19 protein-coding genes are annotated in these 18,409 nt (G+C 68.3%); 6 read left to right on the forward strand and 13 right to left on the reverse strand.

Annotated elements, in window-relative coordinates; all coding sequences use genetic code 11:
* Positions 1–51: 51 nt before the first annotated feature.
* Together ROA7023_RS12230 and ROA7023_RS12235 are read left to right on the forward strand one after the other, a co-directional pair.
* The gene (locus ROA7023_RS12230) at positions 52–1,101 is read left to right on the forward strand and encodes a FliG C-terminal domain-containing protein (RefSeq protein WP_234992184.1); all 1,050 of its coding nucleotides are present in this window, start codon (positions 52–54) and stop codon (positions 1,099–1,101) included.
* 655 nt (positions 1,102–1,756) lie between these two features.
* The gene (locus ROA7023_RS12235) at positions 1,757–2,677 is read left to right on the forward strand and encodes a lysophospholipid acyltransferase family protein (protein ID WP_159458494.1); all 921 of its coding nucleotides are present in this window, start codon (positions 1,757–1,759) and stop codon (positions 2,675–2,677) included.
* Here ROA7023_RS12235 and ROA7023_RS12240 read toward each other — a convergent pair.
* On the reverse strand, positions 2,674–3,366 hold the full coding sequence (locus ROA7023_RS12240) for a DUF1223 domain-containing protein (protein ID WP_085879323.1): 693 nt from the start codon (positions 3,364–3,366) through the stop codon (positions 2,674–2,676). The two genes, ROA7023_RS12235 and ROA7023_RS12240, sit on opposite strands and share 4 nt — an antisense overlap.
* A gap of 230 nt (positions 3,367–3,596) precedes the next feature.
* Here ROA7023_RS12240 and acnA point away from each other — a divergent pair, with 230 nt between their 5' ends.
* Positions 3,597–6,347 (forward strand): aconitate hydratase AcnA, encoded by a 2,751-nt coding sequence (gene acnA / locus ROA7023_RS12245; protein ID WP_085879324.1) that lies wholly within the window; start codon positions 3,597–3,599, stop codon positions 6,345–6,347.
* Between the two features lie 143 nt (positions 6,348–6,490).
* On the opposite strand, the gene ROA7023_RS12250 is transcribed toward acnA, so the two are convergent.
* From ROA7023_RS12250 to yajC, 12 genes are all read right to left on the reverse strand, one after another.
* Positions 6,491–7,327: a c-type cytochrome gene (locus tag ROA7023_RS12250; RefSeq protein WP_085879325.1), complete on the reverse strand. Its 837-nt coding sequence runs from the start codon at positions 7,325–7,327 to the stop codon at positions 6,491–6,493.
* A gap of 67 nt (positions 7,328–7,394) precedes the next feature.
* Complete coding sequence (locus ROA7023_RS12255; RefSeq protein ID WP_085879326.1) at positions 7,395–7,955, reverse strand: DsbE family thiol:disulfide interchange protein; 561 nt, start codon at positions 7,953–7,955, stop codon at positions 7,395–7,397.
* Complete coding sequence (gene ccmD, locus ROA7023_RS12260; protein ID WP_085879327.1) at positions 7,948–8,094, reverse strand: heme exporter protein CcmD; 147 nt, start codon at positions 8,092–8,094, stop codon at positions 7,948–7,950. The genes ROA7023_RS12255 and ccmD overlap by 8 nt, the downstream gene beginning before the upstream one ends.
* A complete protein-coding gene (locus tag ROA7023_RS12265) occupies positions 8,094–8,840 on the reverse strand; it encodes a heme ABC transporter permease (protein WP_085879328.1) in 747 nt (248 codons plus the stop codon). The genes ccmD and ROA7023_RS12265 overlap by 1 nt, the downstream gene beginning before the upstream one ends.
* 40 nt (positions 8,841–8,880) lie before the next feature.
* Positions 8,881–9,537 (reverse strand): heme exporter protein CcmB, encoded by a 657-nt coding sequence (gene ccmB, locus ROA7023_RS12270; protein ID WP_085879329.1) that lies wholly within the window; start codon positions 9,535–9,537, stop codon positions 8,881–8,883.
* Positions 9,534–10,148, reverse strand: coding sequence for a heme ABC exporter ATP-binding protein CcmA (ccmA, locus tag ROA7023_RS12275; protein ID WP_085879330.1), 615 nt, complete (start codon positions 10,146–10,148; stop codon positions 9,534–9,536). The genes ccmB and ccmA overlap by 4 nt, the downstream gene beginning before the upstream one ends.
* Before the next feature lie 36 nt (positions 10,149–10,184).
* Positions 10,185–10,538 (reverse strand): Mth938-like domain-containing protein, encoded by a 354-nt coding sequence (locus ROA7023_RS12280; RefSeq protein WP_085879331.1) that lies wholly within the window; start codon positions 10,536–10,538, stop codon positions 10,185–10,187.
* 11 nt (positions 10,539–10,549) lie between these two features.
* Positions 10,550–11,278: a sulfite exporter TauE/SafE family protein gene (locus ROA7023_RS12285; protein ID WP_085879332.1), complete on the reverse strand. Its 729-nt coding sequence runs from the start codon at positions 11,276–11,278 to the stop codon at positions 10,550–10,552.
* Between the two features lie 66 nt (positions 11,279–11,344).
* Positions 11,345–12,313 carry a protein translocase subunit SecF gene (gene secF / locus ROA7023_RS12290; RefSeq protein ID WP_085879333.1) on the reverse strand — a complete coding sequence of 323 codons (969 nt, stop codon included), beginning with the start codon at positions 12,311–12,313 and terminating at the stop codon, positions 11,345–11,347.
* A gap of 3 nt (positions 12,314–12,316) precedes the next feature.
* A complete protein-coding gene (gene secD / locus ROA7023_RS12295; protein ID WP_085879334.1) occupies positions 12,317–13,981 on the reverse strand; it encodes a protein translocase subunit SecD in 1,665 nt (554 codons plus the stop codon).
* 10 nt (positions 13,982–13,991) lie between these two features.
* Positions 13,992–14,600, reverse strand: coding sequence for a SecDF P1 head subdomain-containing protein (locus ROA7023_RS12300; RefSeq protein ID WP_085879335.1), 609 nt, complete (start codon positions 14,598–14,600; stop codon positions 13,992–13,994).
* Positions 14,597–14,884, reverse strand: a complete 288-nt coding sequence (gene yajC / locus ROA7023_RS12305; RefSeq protein WP_085879336.1) for a preprotein translocase subunit YajC — start codon at positions 14,882–14,884, stop codon at positions 14,597–14,599. The genes ROA7023_RS12300 and yajC overlap by 4 nt, the downstream gene beginning before the upstream one ends.
* A gap of 677 nt (positions 14,885–15,561) precedes the next feature.
* On the opposite strand from yajC, the gene serS reads away from it, so the two are divergent.
* Genes serS through ROA7023_RS12325 form a run of 3 tightly spaced genes read left to right on the forward strand, consistent with a single transcriptional unit; the run spans position 15,562 to position 18,393 of the window.
* Entirely contained in the window at positions 15,562–16,851 is a 1,290-nt protein-coding gene (gene serS / locus ROA7023_RS12315) for a serine--tRNA ligase (protein ID WP_085879339.1), read from the forward strand.
* Positions 16,835–17,674, forward strand: coding sequence for a glycosyltransferase family protein (locus ROA7023_RS12320; RefSeq protein ID WP_085879340.1), 840 nt, complete (start codon positions 16,835–16,837; stop codon positions 17,672–17,674). The genes serS and ROA7023_RS12320 overlap by 17 nt, the downstream gene beginning before the upstream one ends.
* Positions 17,671–18,393, forward strand: coding sequence for a TspO-related membrane protein (locus ROA7023_RS12325; RefSeq protein WP_085879341.1), 723 nt, complete (start codon positions 17,671–17,673; stop codon positions 18,391–18,393). Before ROA7023_RS12320 ends, ROA7023_RS12325 begins: the two co-directional genes overlap by 4 nt.
* Positions 18,394–18,409 lie beyond the last annotated feature (16 nt).

Here is an 18,409-nt window from a genome sequence, read left to right on the forward strand (position 1 = left end):
ACGCCTTTCCGTCTAACTGCACCGGCAGCTTGGTCGAAGGTGGCGATGCCGATGCAGTTGGTTGAAGGGACAGGGGCGACTCCTCCGTCCGCGTCAGACATACGGCGGCGCAAGGCCGCCATAATCGTTCAGATCGCGTTGTCCAAAGGGCAACGTCTGCCTCTCGAACGACTCCCCGAATCATCCCAGATCGCGCTGACCCGCGAGATTTCGCGCCTGCGCATGGTTGATCGCGAAACACTGGAGCAGGTGGCCGAGGAATTCTCGGGCCTCCTGTCCCAGGTCGCGTTGTCCGCGCCCCCGAACATGGATGCGGTGCTGGAAATGCTGGACGGCCACATCAGCCCGACCGCCGCCGCCGTCCTGCGCGAGGAGAATGCCCGCCTCTCGGGCGCCGACCCCTGGCCCCGCGTTCTCGTGCTCTCGGCCGAGGAACTGCGCCCGATCATGGAGACGGAAAGCACCGAGGTCTGCGCAGTGGTGCTATCGAAGCTTCCCGTGTCCAAGGCCGCCAAACTCCTGGGCCTGTTGCCGGGCGAGCGGGCGCGGCGGATCACCTACGCGGTCTCCCGGACCCAGTCGGTGACGCCGGCGGCTGTGCACCGGATCGGGTCGGCGCTGGCCGAAACCTATGGCCGGGCCGCTCCGACCGCTTTTCCCGAAAAGGCCGGGCGGCGCCTGGGCGAGATCCTCAATTCCAGCCAGGCCGCGACCCGGGACGAGGTCCTCGAATCGCTCGAGCAGGAGGATCCGCAATTTGCCGAGGAGGTCCGCAAGGCGATCTTCACCTTCGCCGACCTGCCCAACCGGATCCACAAGGAAGACGTGGCCAAGATCATCCGGGTGGTGGACGGGGTCGATCTGACTGCGGCGCTTTCCTCGGCCATGGCCGCCGGCGGGGATGAGCAGCTCGCCGCCGATTATGTCCTGGACCACATCTCCCAGCGGATGGCGTCCCAGCTCCGCGACGAGATCGAAGAGCGCGGCCGGGTCAAGAACTCCGTGGCCGAGGCCGCCAAGAGCCGCATGATCGCCGCCATCCGGGAGGCCGCGGACAGCGGGGAATTCTCACTCCTGTCCGACGACGACGAGGAGGACTGACACCGCGGCCCACGGCGGGTGCGCGGGGGTCGGCAATCCTTGCCGGTGCCGTGGACATGGGCCAGGCCGGTCCGCCAGGAACGCCGCAGGCGGAGCGGCGGCACAGGCACCGCAGGCAAGGCCCCGGCGTCCGGGCGGTTCGCGGGGGCTCAAGCACCAGGCCGGGCGCGATGCCGGAATCGCGCCTCGACACCCGTTGGACATGGCACGACGCCCTTCTCAAGGGCCCGCTTCTCGGCACCGGCACACCACCCAGCGAAGACGGTGCGATCCGCCTTGGACGACGTGCGAGGCCCCGCCGGTTGGGCCCTGCTCGGCGCTCCTTTCGATCAAGAAGCGCCAACCGGCCAGTGCCGGCCCGCGTCTTGCGACTGAACGGCGCCAACCGGGCAGATGGAACGGCCGCGACCGCAGCAGGTGCGCCAGCGCTCCCGAGGCCATCGGCAGCTCCCCGGCTCCGCATGACAACGCGAAACGGCGCTCGGCACCGGACAGAGGCGCTCACGATTCCGACCGTTTGCCCCCGTCGGCGGATCGTACGGGCCAGCCGAAACCCCAACAGGCCTGCACACCTTCGGACCCGGGAACGCGGGCCGGGACCGGCGCCCTCCGCTCTCTGGTCAAGTCGCGGGGGCTTGGCTATGCCGGTGCCATGATGCCGCCCCGCCCTTCCCTGCCGAAACGCCTGCTGGACAGACTGCGCTACATGGCCTTCCGCGCCTTGCTGGCGGGGCTCTCCGTGCTGCCGTTTTCCCCGCGTGTGCGGGCGTTTGGCTGGCTCACGGTGCATGTGATCGCGCCGCTGGCCGGGTATCGCCGGCGGGTCCGGCGCAATCTCTCCATGGTCTGGCCGGACATGGGCGGGGCCGAACGGCAGGCGCTCACCAGCCGGACGCTCGACAATTTCGGCCGAACGGTGATGGAGAACTTCTGCCACGCGGATCTTGGCCGTCACCTTCAGGGCACCGCGCTCGAGGGCGACGGCCTCGCCACGCTCGAGAAGGCAAGGCGCGACAAGCGCCCGGTGCTCTTCGTCTCGGCGCATTTCGGCAATCACGAGGTGCCCCGCCATCTGCTCGCCGCACAGGGCGACCGGATCGGCGGCATCTACCGGCCGTTCACGAATCCGCATTTCGACGACCATTACCGGCGGACGCTGGCCTCGGTCGGGGGCACGGTCTTTGTCCAGGGGCGCGAGGGCACGGTCGGCTTCGCCCGGTATCTGCAGGGCGGCGGCTGGGGGATCCTGTTCTACGACCTGCACCAGCCCCGCGGCGATGTCCTTGATTTCATGGGCCTGCCCGCCCGCACCGCGACCTCCGCGGCGAAGCTCGCGCTGAAATACGACGCCGCGCTGGTGCCCTGGTTCGGGATCCGCCAGCCCGACGGGCTCCGCTTCCGCGCGATCATCGAGGCGCCGATCCCGCCGGACGACCCGGTGACCATGACCCGCGTCCTGCACGCGCGGCTGGAGGCGCGAATCGCTGATCATCCCGAGCAATGGATGTGGGTGCACCGCCGCTGGAAGAGCCATGAAAAGGCGTTGCGGACGGGCGTGCCGTTGCTGCGCGACTAGTCCAGCGCGGCGGCGGCCAGGATCGCGCCGTGGCCCTCGCGCTGGACGATCACCGCCAGCGGCTGGTCGCCGCGCGGCACGGTCAGCGAGAAGGTCCCCTGCCCGTCCCATTCGCCGACGACCTCCCAGGAGGTGACCACGTTGGCATAGACCAGCGTCCGCCCGGCATTCTCGCCCCGGTCGATCTCGACCGTACGCTCGGGCAGGTAGCGGACCAGCTGCACGATGCAATCGGCCCAGTCGCCTTCACCCTCGGCGGTGATCTCGACCTCGTCGCCGGTTGCCCGCAGACCCAGCGACACGCTGCGGGCCACCTCGGAATGGGCGCGGAGCAGATCGGCCACCTGCATCGGCCGGGTGCCCACGACCGGATCGACGCCACCGATGATCATCTGGGGGGTATAGACCATGCGCTCGCCCGCCGCGCGGGCATAGGCCTTCTGCCGCTCGGTGAAGGCGGGGCTCGCAAAGATGTCGGCCCAGCCGATGTAATCCCAGTAATCCACGTGCAGGGCCAGGGCGATCACGTCGTCGCGCTGCGCCAGGTCGCGCAGCATCGCATCCGCCGGCGGGCACGAGGAGCAGCCCTGCGACGTGAACAATTCCACGACCACCTTCGGCGTGTCGGCCAGCGCAGCACCGGCCCCCAGAGCAAGGCTCAGAACGGCCGCAGAAAGCGCATGTCGCATGACATCCTCGTTTGTTGCTTGCCAATCGATCTATCTCACTGCCGCGACGCCCGCCAATCAAGGATGCGGGAGAAGATGTGACAGCGGCGCAATTATCACGCATTGTGCCACGGACGGCGCGGCCAATCGCCGCTTTGTGCACAAAGGTATACAATTGCCCCTTGCGCCCCCATCACGGCTTTGGCAAAGGGGCTGCAACGGTTCCGAAACAGGTCAGTCGGAGGTTCTCCATGCCCATTACAGTCGGTCACGACAGCGCCAAGACGCGCAAGATGCTCACCGCGGGTGGCGCGTCCATCGCCTATTATTCCATCCCCGCCGCACAGGATGCGGGCCTTGGGGATTTCTCCCGCCTGCCCGCCGCGCTCAAGGTGGTGCTCGAGAACATGCTGCGGTTCGAGGATGACAAGACCGTCACGCTCGACGACATCCGCGCCTTTGCCGCCTGGGCCGCCAACGGCGGCAAGACCAACCGCGAGATCGCCTACCGCCCCGCCCGTGTGCTGATGCAGGATTTCACCGGTGTTCCGGCCGTGGTCGACCTTGCCGCCATGCGCGACGGCATCGTGGCGCTCGGCGGTGACGCGCAGCAGATCAACCCGCTCAACCCCGTCGACCTGGTCATCGACCACTCGGTGATGATCGACGAGTTCGGCAACCCGCGCGCCTTCCAGATGAACGTCGACCGCGAGTACGAGCGCAACATCGAGCGCTACACCTTCCTCAAGTGGGGCCAGAGCGCGTTCAACAACTTCCGCGTCGTGCCCCCCGGCACCGGCATCTGCCACCAGGTGAATCTGGAATACCTCGCCCAGACCGTCTGGACCGACACCGACCAGCACGGCGAGGAGGTGGCCTATCCCGACACGCTGGTGGGCACCGATTCGCACACCACCATGGTTAACGGCCTGGCCGTCCTTGGCTGGGGTGTCGGCGGGATCGAGGCCGAGGCCGCGATGCTGGGACAGCCCGTCTCAATGCTGATCCCCGAGGTCGTGGGCTTCAAGCTGACCGGCCGGATGGTCGAGGGCACGACCGCCACCGACCTCGTTTTGAAGGTCGTCGAGATGCTGCGCAAACATGGCGTCGTCGGCAAGTTCGTCGAGTTCTACGGCGACGGCCTCGACCATCTGCCGCTCGCGGACCGCGCCACCATCGGCAACATGGCGCCCGAATACGGTGCCACCTGCGGCTTCTTCCCGATCGATGGCGAAACCCTGAAATACCTGGAACTGACGGGCCGCGACAAGGACCGCATCGCCCTGGTCGAGGCCTATGCCAAAGAGAACGGCATGTGGCGCGGGCCGGATTACGACCCGGTCTATACCGCCACGCTGGAGCTGGACATGGGCACCGTCGTGCCCGCCATTTCCGGCCCCAAGCGCCCGCAGGACCACACGCCGCTGGATCTTGCCGCCGCGCGTTTCATGGACGTGGTCAGCGAATACCGCGGCGAGGACGACAGCAGCGCCGCCCGGGAGATGACCGCCGAAGGCCCCGCCGTGGACGCGCTGCCGGCCGATCCGCGCAAGTCGGGCAAGGTCGAGGGCGCAGATTACGAGATCCGCGACGGGTCGGTCGTGATCGCCTCGATCACCTCCTGCACCAACACGTCGAACCCCTACGTGATGATCGGCGCGGGCCTGGTGGCGCGCAAGGCGCGGGCCCTCGGCCTGACGCGCAAGCCCTGGGTCAAGACCTCGCTGGCGCCCGGCTCTCAGGTCGTGTCCGCCTATCTCGAGGCCGCCGAGCTGCAGGAGGATCTGGACGCGATCGGCTTCAACCTGGTGGGCTACGGCTGCACCACCTGCATCGGCAATTCCGGCCCGATCGCGCCGGAGCTGTCCAAGACGATCGCCGACAACGACCTGATGGTGACCTCGGTGCTGTCGGGCAACCGCAACTTCGAGGGGCGCATCCATGCCGATGTGCGCGCGAACTACCTCGCCTCGCCGCCGCTGGTGGTGATCTATGCCCTGGCCGGCGACATGAACATCAATGTCGCCACCGACCCCATCGCCCAGACCCCGGACGGCACCGACGTCTATCTGCACGACCTCTGGCCCACCCAGAAAGAGGTCGCCGACCTGGTGGAACAGACCGTCACCCGCGCCGCCTTCACCGAGAAATACGCCGACGTCTTCAAGGGCGACGACAAATGGCAGGAGGTGGAGACCACGGACAGCGAGACCTACGACTGGCCGCCGTCCTCCACCTATGTCCAGAACCCGCCCTACTTTCAGGGCATGGGCAAGGACCCGGGCACGATCTCCAACATCGACGGCGCCCGCGTGCTCGCGATCCTGGGCGATATGGTCACCACCGACCACATCTCGCCCGCAGGGGCCTTCAAGGACAGCACACCGGCGGGCAAGTATCTCATCGACCGCCAGGTGCCGGTGCGCGAGTTCAACTCCTACGGCTCCCGCCGCGGCAACCACGAGGTGATGATGCGCGGCACCTTCGCCAACATCCGCATCCGCAACGAGATGCTGGAGGGGGTCGAGGGCGGCTATACGCTCGGGCCCGACGGCAACCAGACCTCGATCTTCGAGGCGGCGATGGCCTTCCAGGCCGAGGGAACCCCGCTGGTGATCTTCGGCGGCGAGCAATACGGCGCGGGCTCGTCCCGTGACTGGGCCGCGAAGGGCACCAACCTGCTGGGGGTGAAGGCTGTGATCGCCGAGAGCTTCGAGCGGATCCACCGCTCCAACCTGGTGGGGATGGGCGTGATCCCGTTCGAGTTCATGGGGGAGGACACCCGCAAGACGCTGGGCCTGAAGGGCGACGAGACCGTGTCGATCTCGGGGCTGGACGACGTGACCCCGCAGGCCGAAGTGCCCGCGACGATCACCTACGCGGACGGCACGAGCAAGACGATCACGCTGAAATGCCGGATCGATACCGCCATCGAGGTGGAATACATCGAGCACGGCGGCGTTCTGCACTACGTGCTGCGCAACCTCGCCAAGGCGGCCTGACCGCGATGGCGGAGGCCTTTGACGGCCCCGCCGCCCCCGGTCGAGAGCTGCGCCTCCGGCGGGAGTTTTTCGGCCAAGATGAATGAGAAAGGCGCCCCTCCGGTGATGGTGGGGCGCCTTTTGCGTTGTTCCTCGTGTTGCCTTTACTCCGGGTCGGGCAGCGCCGGCAGGGTCCGCAGGAAGAGGATAATCGCGTCGATATCGTCCTCGGTTGCGTTGGCGTAATAGGGATAGGGCATCGGCGGCATCATCGGGACGTCGCCGCGCATGCCCGTGGTGATCATCGTCTTGAGCTCCGCGTCGGAGTAGTCGGTGATCCCGTCCTCGGGGTGGCTGGTCAGGTTCGGCGCGACAGAGACGCCCCAAGGCCCGTGGAATTCGTAGCCGCCCGCGCCCAGGTGGGTGTCCATCATCGGGCCTATCTCGCCGAAGGTCGTGTGGCATTCCAGGCAATGGGCCACGGGGCCCGCGAGGTAGCCGCCATACTCGACCGTCACGCCCTGCGGCGGGGCCGAGACCGTGGTGATCGGCGGGCCGTAGGCCGGCGGCAGCGGGATGTTGTAGACGCTGGCGCCCGGGTCATTCTCGACCGCGGGGACCGTGCGCAGGTACATCACGATGCTCATCACGTCGTCGTCGGACAGGCCGCGATAGAGGCCGATCGGCATCGGCGGGCCGATCACAGTGCCGTCGGGGCGGATGCCTTCGCGGATCGCTCGGACCAATTCGGCGTCGGACCAGGTGCCGACCCTGCCGGCCGGGGTGATGTTCGCCGCAACGGCGGTGAAGATCGGCAGGTCCTCGACCAGGCGGCCCGCGAGGTTGCGGTCCATGTCGGCCCCCTGCGGCCCGAGCGGGGTGTGGCAATTCCCACAGCCGGCCAGCCCCTCGACGAGGTATTCGCCGCGGTCAAGGTTCGGTTCTGCAATGGCAAGATTTGCGGCGAGACCCGCCGAAAGTGCTATGATAATTGCCTTCATTGCTCTTCACCCTCTGTTCACGAAAGAGTGTGCCAGCAATCTGCGTTTTCGAGAAGGATTATTTCGCCTATGATCCGCCGCCCTGGGCGGCGGCGTCCAGCGCCCTTTGCAGTTCCGGGGCGAAGCGCCGTTCGTAGTCGCTGCCGATCAGCGGGCCTGCGAAGCGGTAGAGCACCGTGCCGTCACCATCGACGATGAAGGTCTCCGGCGGGGCGGTCACCCCCCAGTCGATGGCACTGCGGCCGCGGGGATCGAAGGGAACGGCGAAGAACGGCGAATCGCTCTCGGCGAGGTAGGCGAGCGCGTTGTCTTCCTGGTCGCGGAAATTCACGCCGACGATCCGGATGCCCCGCGCCTCGAGGTCGAGCAGCATGGGATGTTCGGCGCGGCAGGGCGGGCACCAGCTGGCCCAGAAATTGACCAGCGTCACCTCGCCCGAGGCCAGCGCCGCGGGATCGAGCGCGGGATAGCCCGCGAGCGCCTCGGTGGTGATCGGGGGGGCGGGCCGGCCGATGCGGGTCGAGGGCAGATCGTCGGGGTTGTCGCGGAACATGCCGCCGAGGAACAGCCCGGCGATCGCGGCGAAGATCGCCGGCGGCAGGATCACGAGGGGAGAGATCTTAGCCATCGCGGTGCTCCACGTCTTGCAATTGGCGGCGCACCTTGCGGGCGCGCGCGACGCTGATCCAGACGATGCCGATCAGCAGGGCGATCGAGACGCCGTAGGCCGCCAGAACCTCGGTCGCATATTTTCCCAGATCGGGCATCAGGCGCGGGCCTCGGGGGCGGCGCGGCGCGAGCGGGCCAGCAGGGCGCGGGTGCGGCGGACCCGGATCTCGGTCTGGGTGCGCAGCAGCACCAGCGCCAGGAACAGCAGCACGAAGCCGGCTAGGGACAGCAGCAGCGGGTAATAGAACACGTCGGCCACGTTTTCCTCTGCATCGAGCGACAGCGACGCGCCCTGGTGCAGGCCCTGGTTCCAGAACAGGACCGCATAGCGCGAGAGAACGGCAAAGACCGAGCCGACGATGCAGAGGACCGCCGTCAGGTCGGCGGCGGTATCCGGGTCGTCGATCGCCTGCCAGAGGGCCACATAGCCGAGGTAGAACAGGAACAGGATCAGGAACGAGGTCAGCCGCGGGTCCCAGGCCCACCAGGTGCCCCACATGGGCTGGCCCCAGATCGCCCCGGTGAAGAGCGCCAACAGCGTCATGACGATGCCCACCGGCGCCGCCGCACGGGCGGCCAGCGCCGAGACATGGTGGCGCCGGACAAGCCAGATCAGCGAGGCCACCAGCATCATCACCCAGGTGTTGATCGCCATCATCGCCGAGGGGACGTGCAGGTAGATGATCTTGACCGTCGAGCCCTGCCGGTAGTCGTCCGGCGTGAAGAAGAACCCCCAGATCAGCGCCCCGACGATGGCCACGCCTGCGGCCGCGAACAGCCACGGGATCACCGGGGTCGTGGTCGCGATGAACTTCTTGGGGTTGGCGTATTCCCAGATCGACATGGGGGTTATCTAGCCCTCGTGGTGGCGCGGCTCAATGGCTTCACCGCAGATTGACGCGCAATGCCGCAGCCGCCGCGAAGGGCAGCAGGGCAATGGTGCCGAAGGTGATCCCCGCCATGAACAGCAGCGGTGTCGTCGCGCCCGTGCCCTCGGCCCCGCGGCGCACGGCCTCGGCGCCGAAGATCAGCGTCGGCACATAGAGCGGCAGCACCAGAAGCGACATCAGCAGCCCTCCGCGTCGAAGGCCGACGGTCAGCGCCGCGCCGAAGGTGCCGATCATCGACAGCGCTGGCGTCCCCAGCGCCAGCGACGCAAGCAGCCAGACATAGGCCTCGGGCGCGAGTGTCAGCAGGAACCCCAGCACCGGCGCGGCCAGCGTCAGCGGCAGGCCGGTGGTGACCCAATGGGCCAGCGCCTTCATCAGCGCGACCGCCTCCAGCGGCAGCGGCGAGGTCGCCAGCAATGGCAGCGAGCCGTCCTCCCAGTCGAGCGCGAAGATCCGATCCAGCGACAGCAGCGCCGCCAGCAGCGCCGCGACCCACAGGATGCCGGGGGCAATCCGCGTCAGGACGGCCGCCTCGGGTCCGACGCCAAAGGGGACCAGCACCACCACGATCAGGAAAAAGGCCAGGCCCAGGCCAAAGCCGCCCCCGGCCCGCACAGCGAGCGTCATGTCCCGCAGCAGCAGCGCGATCACAGAAAGGCCTCGTCCGCACCGCCGCCGGCATCCCATGCGGCGGCATAGGGCGTAAGGTCCAGTTCCGGCGCCTCAAGGCCCAGGTCGATATGGGTCGCGATCACCGCGCAGCCGCCGCCCGCCAGGTGGGTGTCGCGCAGGAAGGTCGCGAACATCCTCACCGAAAACCGGTCGAGCGACACTGTCGGCTCGTCCAGGAACAGCACCGGGCGGCCCACGACGCCCAGCCGCGCAAGCCCCGTCCGCCGCTTTTGGCCCGCCGAGAGCGTGCCCGCGAGGCGGTCGCGCAGCTCTGTCAGCTCGAACGCCTCGAACACCGCGTCAGTGAGTTTTCCGCCATGGACTTCGGCCCAGAAGGCCAGGTTCTCGGCCACGGTCAGCTGCGCCTTGATCCCGTCCGCATGGCTGGCATAGGCGCCGGCGCCCTCCGCCATCTCGATGCGGCCCGAGAGGGGCGGCTGAAGCCCCGCGAGCGTGCGCAGCAGCGTCGTCTTGCCGATCCCGTTCGGCCCCCGCAGGACCAGCGCCTCGCCGGCCGCGAGGGTGAAGGACACACCCGACAGGACCGGCATGCCCCCGCGGGCAACAGAGAGGTTTTCGACGCTCAACATGCAGCGGATCTATCCCAGGGCGCGGGGCAGCGAAAGTCAAACCGGGCGCAACGCCACCGCCACCCGCCGGCCCTCGGAGAGCAGCACGTTGTAGCTGCGCGCGGCGGCGGGCGAGGACATGGGCTCGGCCCCGATGCCGGCCTGTTCGAGAGCCTCGCGGAGGGGTCCGGGCAGGTGTGCGATCTCGGCCCCGGTGCCGACCAGGATCACGTCCACCGACCCGGCCAGCGCCAGCAGGGTCTCGGCGTCCTCGACCCCGCCCCAGGATTGCACGCCATGCGGCGACACGACCACCGCGCCCGACACGACCTCTCCGCCGATGCGGAAGAACCCCGGGCCATAGCCGTCGATCGGCCTGGAGTCGTTGTAGACGATTTCGTTCAGGCGCATGGTCGTGTTCCTCAGGTCCAGATGGGCAGGCCCGACAAGGCGGAGCCGGCAATGACGATGTAGCCCGCCATACGGTAGAGCCGCGGGCGCTCGGGGTCAAAGAGGCGCCCGCCGATGGCATTGCCAAGGGCATTGGGCAATGTCAGCAGGACGCCGGTCAGGATGGCGGGGCTGGCCAGGTTGCCCGAGCCCCAGAAGACGACGATCAGCGCCATGTCGGTCAGCAGCAGGTAAAGCAGCGTGTTGGCACGGATGACGGCGGCCGGCAGGGGGCTGGCCATGTAGAACAGGATCACGGGCGGCCCCGCGATGCCGGCCACCCCGCCCAGAAGGCCCGACAGGATGCCGGTTCCGATGATTTTCGGCGGCGTCAGCTGTCCCCTGTAACGCACGCCCGCCACCAGCAGCGCCAGCAACACCAACGAGACGATCGAGACCGTGAACCGGAAGACATCGGGGCTCGCGAGTGTCAGAAGCGCCACCCCCGCGGGCAAGCCGATCACAAGGCCGATCCCCAGACGCCGCAGGTCGGGGATGCGGGCCGCCCGCCAGGCGCCGGGCACGCCGGGCAGCGGACCGGCGAGATCCATCAGCAGAAGGGTCGTGATCGCCGCGAAGGGCTCCAGCACCTGCCCCGCCACCGGCAGGTAGACCATGGCCGTGCCGAACCCGGTAAAGCCGCGCACCAGCCCGGCCAGCAGCGCGGCCGGCGCAAGCCACCAGAGCAGCTCGACCGCCATGTCAGATGTGCGGCGGCGGTAAGACTCGGTGGTCCAGAATATTCGCGAATATTCTGACGCGCCCTGTCACGACGGGTCCGAGCCGAATTGCGTGCCGGCCTTGGGGTCGGGCTTGGACCAATCCCGCTTGACGCCCAGTTGCAGCAGGATCGTGGAGGCCACGAAGATCGACGAATAGGTCCCCACGATCACGCCCCAGATCATCGCGAAGACGAAGCCCCGGATCACGTCCCCGCCCAGCACGAACAGCGCGATCAGCGCGACCAGCGTTGTGAACGAGGTCATGAACGTTCGGCTGAGGGTCTCGTTGATCGACAGGTTCAGCACATCCTGCAGATCGCGGTTCTTGAACCGCCGCAGGTTCTCGCGCACCCGGTCGAACACGACAACCGTGTCGTTGAGCGAGTAGCCCACGATCGTCAGCAGCGCCGCGATGATCGCCAGATCGAACCGGATCCCGATCTCGGAGAAGATGCCCAGCGTCAGCACCACATCATGCACAAGGGCCACCACGGCGCCCAGGGCGAACTGCCATTCGAACCGCAGCCAGATGTAGATCAGCACAGCGCCGATCGCCAGCACGACGGCCAGGATCGCGGTGGTGATCAATTCGCCCGAGACCGTCGGGCCCACCGATTCGACCGCTGTGAAGCGGATGTCGGGCACGATCTCCTGCAGCACCGCCTCGACCTCGGCGATGGTGTCGGCCGAGACCGATTCCTGGCCTTCCTGCGCCTGGATCGAGATCGACACCACGTTCTTGTCGGCGCCGAAGCTCGGGTCGAACACCTCGGTGATCGACACGTCCCCCAGCCCCAGCTGATCGAGCGCCGTGCGGTAGCCGCCCACGTCGATCGGCTGCGCGCTCTCGGCGCGGATCGTCGTGCCGCCGGCAAAGTCGATCCCGTAGTTCAGCCCCCGCACGCCGAACGAGATCAGCGCCAGCACGATCATGAAACCGGAAATGCCCAGCCACAGCTTCGAGCGCGAGAAGAAATCCCAGTTGGTCTCTTGCGGAACAAGTCTCAGGCGCATGGGTCAGACCTCGATGGTTTTCGGGCGGCGGCGGTCGAACCACGTGGCGATCAGCACGCGCGTCACGAAGATCGCGGTGAAGACCGACGTGATGATCCCGAGCCCCAGCGTGATGGCAAAGCCCCGCACCGGCCCCGACCCCATGGCGAACAGGATCACGGCCGTGATGAAGGTGGTGATGTTGGCGTCGATGATCGCCGAGAGCGCCTTCTCGTAGCCCAGAGAGATCGCCCGGCTCGGCCCTTTGGCGGTCTTGAGCTCTTCGCGGATCCGCTCGAACACCAGCACGTTGGCGTCCACCGCCATGCCGATGGTCAGCACGATCCCCGCGATTCCCGGCAGGGTCAGCGTCGCGCCGATCAGGCTCAGCAGGCCGAAGATCAGGCCCACGTTGACCAGCAGGGCGATATTGGCGAAGAGGCCGAAGAGGCCGTAGCTCAGGGCCATGAACACCATGACGGCCGCGAAGGCCACGATGCAGGCGATGGTGCCCGCGTCGATGCTGTCCTGCCCCAGCTCCGGGCCGATGGTCCGTTCCTCGAGGAACGTGAGCTCGGCGGGCAGCGCCCCGGCCCGCAACAACACGGCAAGGTCGGTCGATTCCTCGACCGTGAAATCGCCCATGATGATGCCGGACCCGCCCCGGATCGCCTCGTTGATCCGCGGCGCGCTGATCACCTCGTCATCGAGCACGATGGCGAAGGGCGCCCCCACGTTGGCCGCCGTGTAGTCACCAAACCGGCGCGCGCCGGTCGGATTGAACCGGAAGCTGACTGCGGGCCGGTTGTTCTGATCGAACGACGGCTGGGCATCCACCAGATCCTCGCCCGAGACCACAGGCGCGGTCTCGACGATGGCATAGCTGTCGGCGCCCTGGCTCGGGAAGGGCAGCAACTCTTCGCCGGCGCCCACCTGGGTGTTGGGGTCCGACACCGTGCCCACCACGGGGCGGAACGACAGCTGAGCGGTGGTGCCGATGATCGCCTTCAACTCGGCGGCGGAGCCGACGCCGGGGACCTGGATCAGGATCCGGTCGTCGCCCTGGCGCTGGATCGCGGGTTCGCGGGTGCCCACCTCGTCGATCCGGCGGCGGATGATCTCCAGCGACTGGCGCACGGTGCGTTCGTCCGTCGCGGCCCGCTCGGCGTCGCTGAGGCCGATGATGATGTCCGCGCCCTCGGCCCGCGCCTCGATGTCCATCGCGCCCACACCGGTGAGGCTGACCACCGGGCGGGCGAGCCCGCGCACCAGCTCCAGCGCACGGTCGGCGCCGGTCGGGTCCGAGATCCGCACCCGCAGCTCGTCCGGGGCGGAGGCTTCGCGGGTGACAAAGCCGACCACGTCGCGCTCGGCCGCCAGGGTGTCGCGCACCTCGGGCCACATGCTTTCCATCCGCGTCTCGTAGACGTCGGACACTTTGACCTCGGCCAGCAGATGGGCCCCGCCGCGCAGGTCGAGGCCGAGGTTCACCAGCCCGTCGGGCAGGAACGACGGCCACTGGCCGGCCTGCGCCGCGAGCGCCTCGTTCGAAAGTCCGGTGGCGATGACGGATTCGGCGTCGTTCGACACTTCCACGCGGGAATAGAAGGCGTTCGGCAAGGCCAGCAGAAGCCCCGCAGCCACGACCACCCAGATCAATACCCGCCGCCAAAGAGGGATGTTCAGCATCGCTCGTCCTTCACTTCTCGCCCGCAGCGCACGCCACGCGATCTACCACGGCGATCCGCAGCTGCAAGGGCAAGGGCGCCGCCAGCCCTCGCGACATGTCGTCCGGGTCCAGCCCGCCGAGCCCGCCGGAAATGGCCAGCCGGCCACCGCGGATCGGCTCCATCACCCGGGGGGTGGCGATCACCGCGCCGTCGACCGCCACCGCCAAGGCGCGGCCCACCCGCTCGGTCGTGATCCGTTCCGGCGAAGCGGCGTCGCGGGACGCGCGCGTCAGCACCAGCGCTGGCCCGGCGACCTCGACGCGGACCTCCGCCCGGTCGATCGCCACGTCGTGGATCAAGGCCGCGCCGGTGTCGGCATTGTCATCCACCGCGTGAAACGACAGCCGCCCCGGCGCCGTGAACAGCGCCTCTCGGGCCGCGATGTCCCAGGAACCGGGAACCGTCACCGTCCGCCCGTCCACCGTCGCACCAAGCTCGCCGACCCGCGCCGTCAGCGCCGCCGCGATCGCCGGGACCTGGCCGGCCGCGCCGCCCTGAAGCGTCACCGCAAAACACCCCTCCTGGCCGGCCGCGGTGCCGGTCGTCAGGGCCAGGGCAAGCGCGGCGCGGGGTATCATCCCTTGGCGGGCTCTGTCTTGCTGACAACCTGCGCGACCGTCGAGCGCACGACGCGGACATGCACGCCCTGGGCAAGCTCGACCTCGAGTTCGTTGTCGTCCTTGACCTTGGAGACCTTGCCGATCAGCCCGCCCTGCGTCACGACCTGGTCACCGCGGCGGAGCGCCTTGACCATGGCCTGATGGTCCTTGAGCTTTTTCTGCTGGGGCCGGATGAGCAGGAAATACATGATCGCGAAGATCAGGATCAGCGGGATGAACTGGGCGATTGCGCCACCTTGCATGGGAACCTCGTCTGTCGGTTGCGGGGCGCGAGCCCCCTGGTTGCGCAGCCATATGGACATCTTGCGCCCCGGACGCAACGCCGGACCCCTTTCTGTCGCACCTTTCCCCTGCCGGCCCCGCCGGAACACAACCGTCGGGGCGGGCTTTCCGCGCCTCATGCATGAGAAAGGGCTGGCCCTCGGGATCAGGAAAGAGCCCCACCTCGTTGAGGAGAAAAGGCTCGCGCGATTCGACCTGGCTTGCGCACCTCGGGCCACGCCGACGATCCACCCGGCGCCGCTCCGTCTGGTCCGGGCCAGGCCGGGCCGGGCCGGGCCGGGCCGGGAAAATCTGCCGGCGGTCAGTCTGATCGGCCAGAGCCTGAACCCATGAGGGGCGGCCGCAGAAATGATTGCGACATGGCTGGCGCAAGCGGCGTTGCCGAAAAGGCCCGCGCATCGCGAGATCAACGTCAGCATCGCTTTCGGGCCACGACATGAGGGGGCGCCTCCGGACCATCGGTCGCCTCCCGGGCCCTTTCTCATCCGGGCAAGGCCGCGCATGCAGATTTTTCACAGGGTCCGATGCGCCCTTGGCCCCGCCCCGGCCTGCACATGGGCGCCGATCCGCCCCCCTTTCCCCCTCCGCCCGGATCGGGCATAGACCCGGCAACGATAGCCCACCCGAGGACCCCCCCATGCACGACATCCGCGCCATCCGCGAGAAACCGGCCGCTTTCGACGCCGCCCTCTCCCGCAGGGGTGTGGCGCCCGTCTCGGCCGAAATCCTCGCCATCGACGAGACCCGCCGCGCAAGGATCCTCGCCGCCGAGACGGCCCAGGCCGAGGCCAACGCCGCCGCCAAGCTGATCGGGCAGGCCAAGGCCAAGGGCGACGACGCGGAATTCGACCGGCTTCGGGCCGAGGTGGCCGACAGGAAGGCCGCCATCGCCAGCCTCACCGACGAGGCCAAGACCGCCGACGCCCAGCTCAACGACCTGCTGATGGCGCTGCCGAACCTGCCCTATGACGACATCCCCGACGGCAAGGACGAGGCCGACAACGTCGAGATCAACCGCTGGGGCGACCCGCGCAACTTCGCCTTCAAGCCACTGGAACACTACGAGATTCCCGCCGCCCTGCCGGGCATGGATTTCGAGACGGCGGCCAAGCTCTCGGGCAGCCGGTTCGTGCTGCTGTCGGGCGCCATCGCACGGCTGCACAGGGCGCTGGCGCAGTTCATGCTGGACACCCATGTCGAGGAGCACGGCCTGGCCGAGACGATCACCCCGGTGCTGGTGCGCGACGAGATGATGTATGGCACCGGTCAGTTGCCGAAGTTCGGCGAGGACAGCTACCGGACCACGAACGGCTGGTGGCTGATCCCCACGGCCGAGGTGACGCTGACCAATATCGTCAACGGCGAGACCCTGGACGAAAGCTATCTGCCGCGCCGCTACGTGGCCCACACCCAGTGCTTCCGCTCCGAGGCGGGGTCCGCGGGGCGCGACACCTCCGGCATGTTGCGCCAGCACCAGTTCGAGAAGGTCGAGATGGTGTCGGTCACCAAGCCCGAGGACAGCGACGCCGAGCACCTGCGGATGACGAAATGCGCCGAGACGATCCTCGAAAAGCTGGGCCTGCCCTTCCGGACGGTGGTCCTGTGCACCGGCGACATGGGCGCGGGCGCGCGCCGCACCCATGACATCGAGGTCTGGCTGCCCGGGCAGAACGCCTACCGCGAGATCAGCTCGGTCTCTACCTGCGGCGACTACCAGGCCCGGCGGATGAACGCGCGCTACAGGGCCGAGGGCGGCAAGCCACAGTTCGTCCACACGCTGAACGGCTCGGGCCTCGCCGTGGGCCGGACCCTGATCGCGGTGCTGGAGAACGGGCAGGAGGAGGACGGCTCCGTCACCCTGCCCGAGGCGCTGCACCCCTGGCTGCGGGGCAAGACGCGGATCACGGCCGATGGACAGCTCGCCTGAGGACTGGGCAGCGGCGCACCCGCCCCTGCCCCCCTCGGACAGCCCCGAGGTCGTCTTCATCATCCCCCTGATCAGCCGCGCCCGCGCCTATGACTGGGCGGTGGTCCAGCACCACCTGGCCGCCACCCTGGCCAGCCTGCGGGCCCAGACCTCGCCGCGCTGGCGCGCGCTGGTCTGCTGCCAGGACCAGCCGGACTCCATCGCCTTCGACGGACAGGTGACCTTCCTGCCCTTCGGCACCCCCGACGCGGTCACCCCCGAGACCGTCACCACCTTCGACAACGTCGCCAAGAAAGAGCTGATGCTGCGCTATCTCGCGGCCAACCACGGCGGCGACGGCTACCTCTTCCAGCTCGATGCCGACGATCTGCTGCACCCGGGCCTGGTGGCCCATATCGCGGCCGACAACAACGGCGCGGGCTACTGGATCGAGCGGGGCTACATGCTCGATCTGCGCAGCGGAGCGCTGGCCTACATGGGGCCCAAGAGCTGGCGCTTTCCCTGGGCGCACAGCTTCATCCGCGAATGCGGCTCCTCCTCGGCGCTGCGCTTCGACTTCCGGCAGGGCGACGCCTGCCTGACCCCGATCCGCAACCGGGGCAAACATGTCGAGGTGCCGGCCCGCATGGCCCGCTACGGCATGACGATGGCCCCTGTCCCCTTCCCCGCCGCGCTCTATCTCGTGGGGCACGGCGAGAACATGCGCCAGCGCCGCGGCAAGCTGCGCGGCAAGGAGCTCTATCTCCGCCGCAACCGCATCCTGCCGAAAACCGCCACGCGCATTCGAACCGAATTCGGTCTTCCGGAGTTGTTCCCGTCATGAGACGCTTGTTAGCCATCGCCACCCTGATCCTTTCCGTCACCTTCGCCGGGGCGCCCCTCATCACCCCGCCCTTCGCGGGGTTCGACGGGGCGCAACTGCCGATCCCGCAGGATTCCCCGCCAATCGAGCCCGCGGGCTATGCCTTCGGCATCTGGGGGCTGATCTACCTGTGGCTGCTGGTCTCGGCGGTCTTCGGCCTGCGCAAGCGCGAGGACGACCCCGCCTGGGAAGCGCCCCGGGCCTGGCTGGTGCCGAGCCTGCTGCTGGGCACGCCCTGGCTCTGGGTCGCGGGGCAATCGGCGATCTGGGCAACGGTGATGATCGTGGCGATGGCGGCCACCGCCGTCATGGCGCTGAAGGCCGCGCCCTGGTTCGACCGCTGGACCCTGCAGGCGCCGCTGGGGATCTACGCGGGCTGGCTGACGGCGGCCTCCTTCGTCTCGCTCGGCAGCACGCTGGCGGGCTACGGGATCCTGTTCGACGCCACCGGCTGGGCCTATGTGGGCATCGTCATCGCGCTGGTCACGGCGATCGCGATCCAGGACTGGCTGGAGAAGGCGCCCGAATACGGGCTCACCGTCACCTGGGCGCTGATCGCGGTCATCGTCCAGAACGGCAGCGACAAGCTCGCGCTGTCGATCATCGCGGCGGCGGGGGCCTTCGTCCTGACAGCCATGGCGATCCGCATCGCCCTGCGGCCCGCGCCCTTGGACGCCTGAAACCGCAAGCCTGCTA

The sequence above is a fragment of the Roseisalinus antarcticus genome, assembly GCF_900172355.1.
GTDB classification, from domain to species: domain Bacteria; phylum Pseudomonadota; class Alphaproteobacteria; order Rhodobacterales; family Rhodobacteraceae; genus Oceanicola; species Oceanicola antarcticus_A.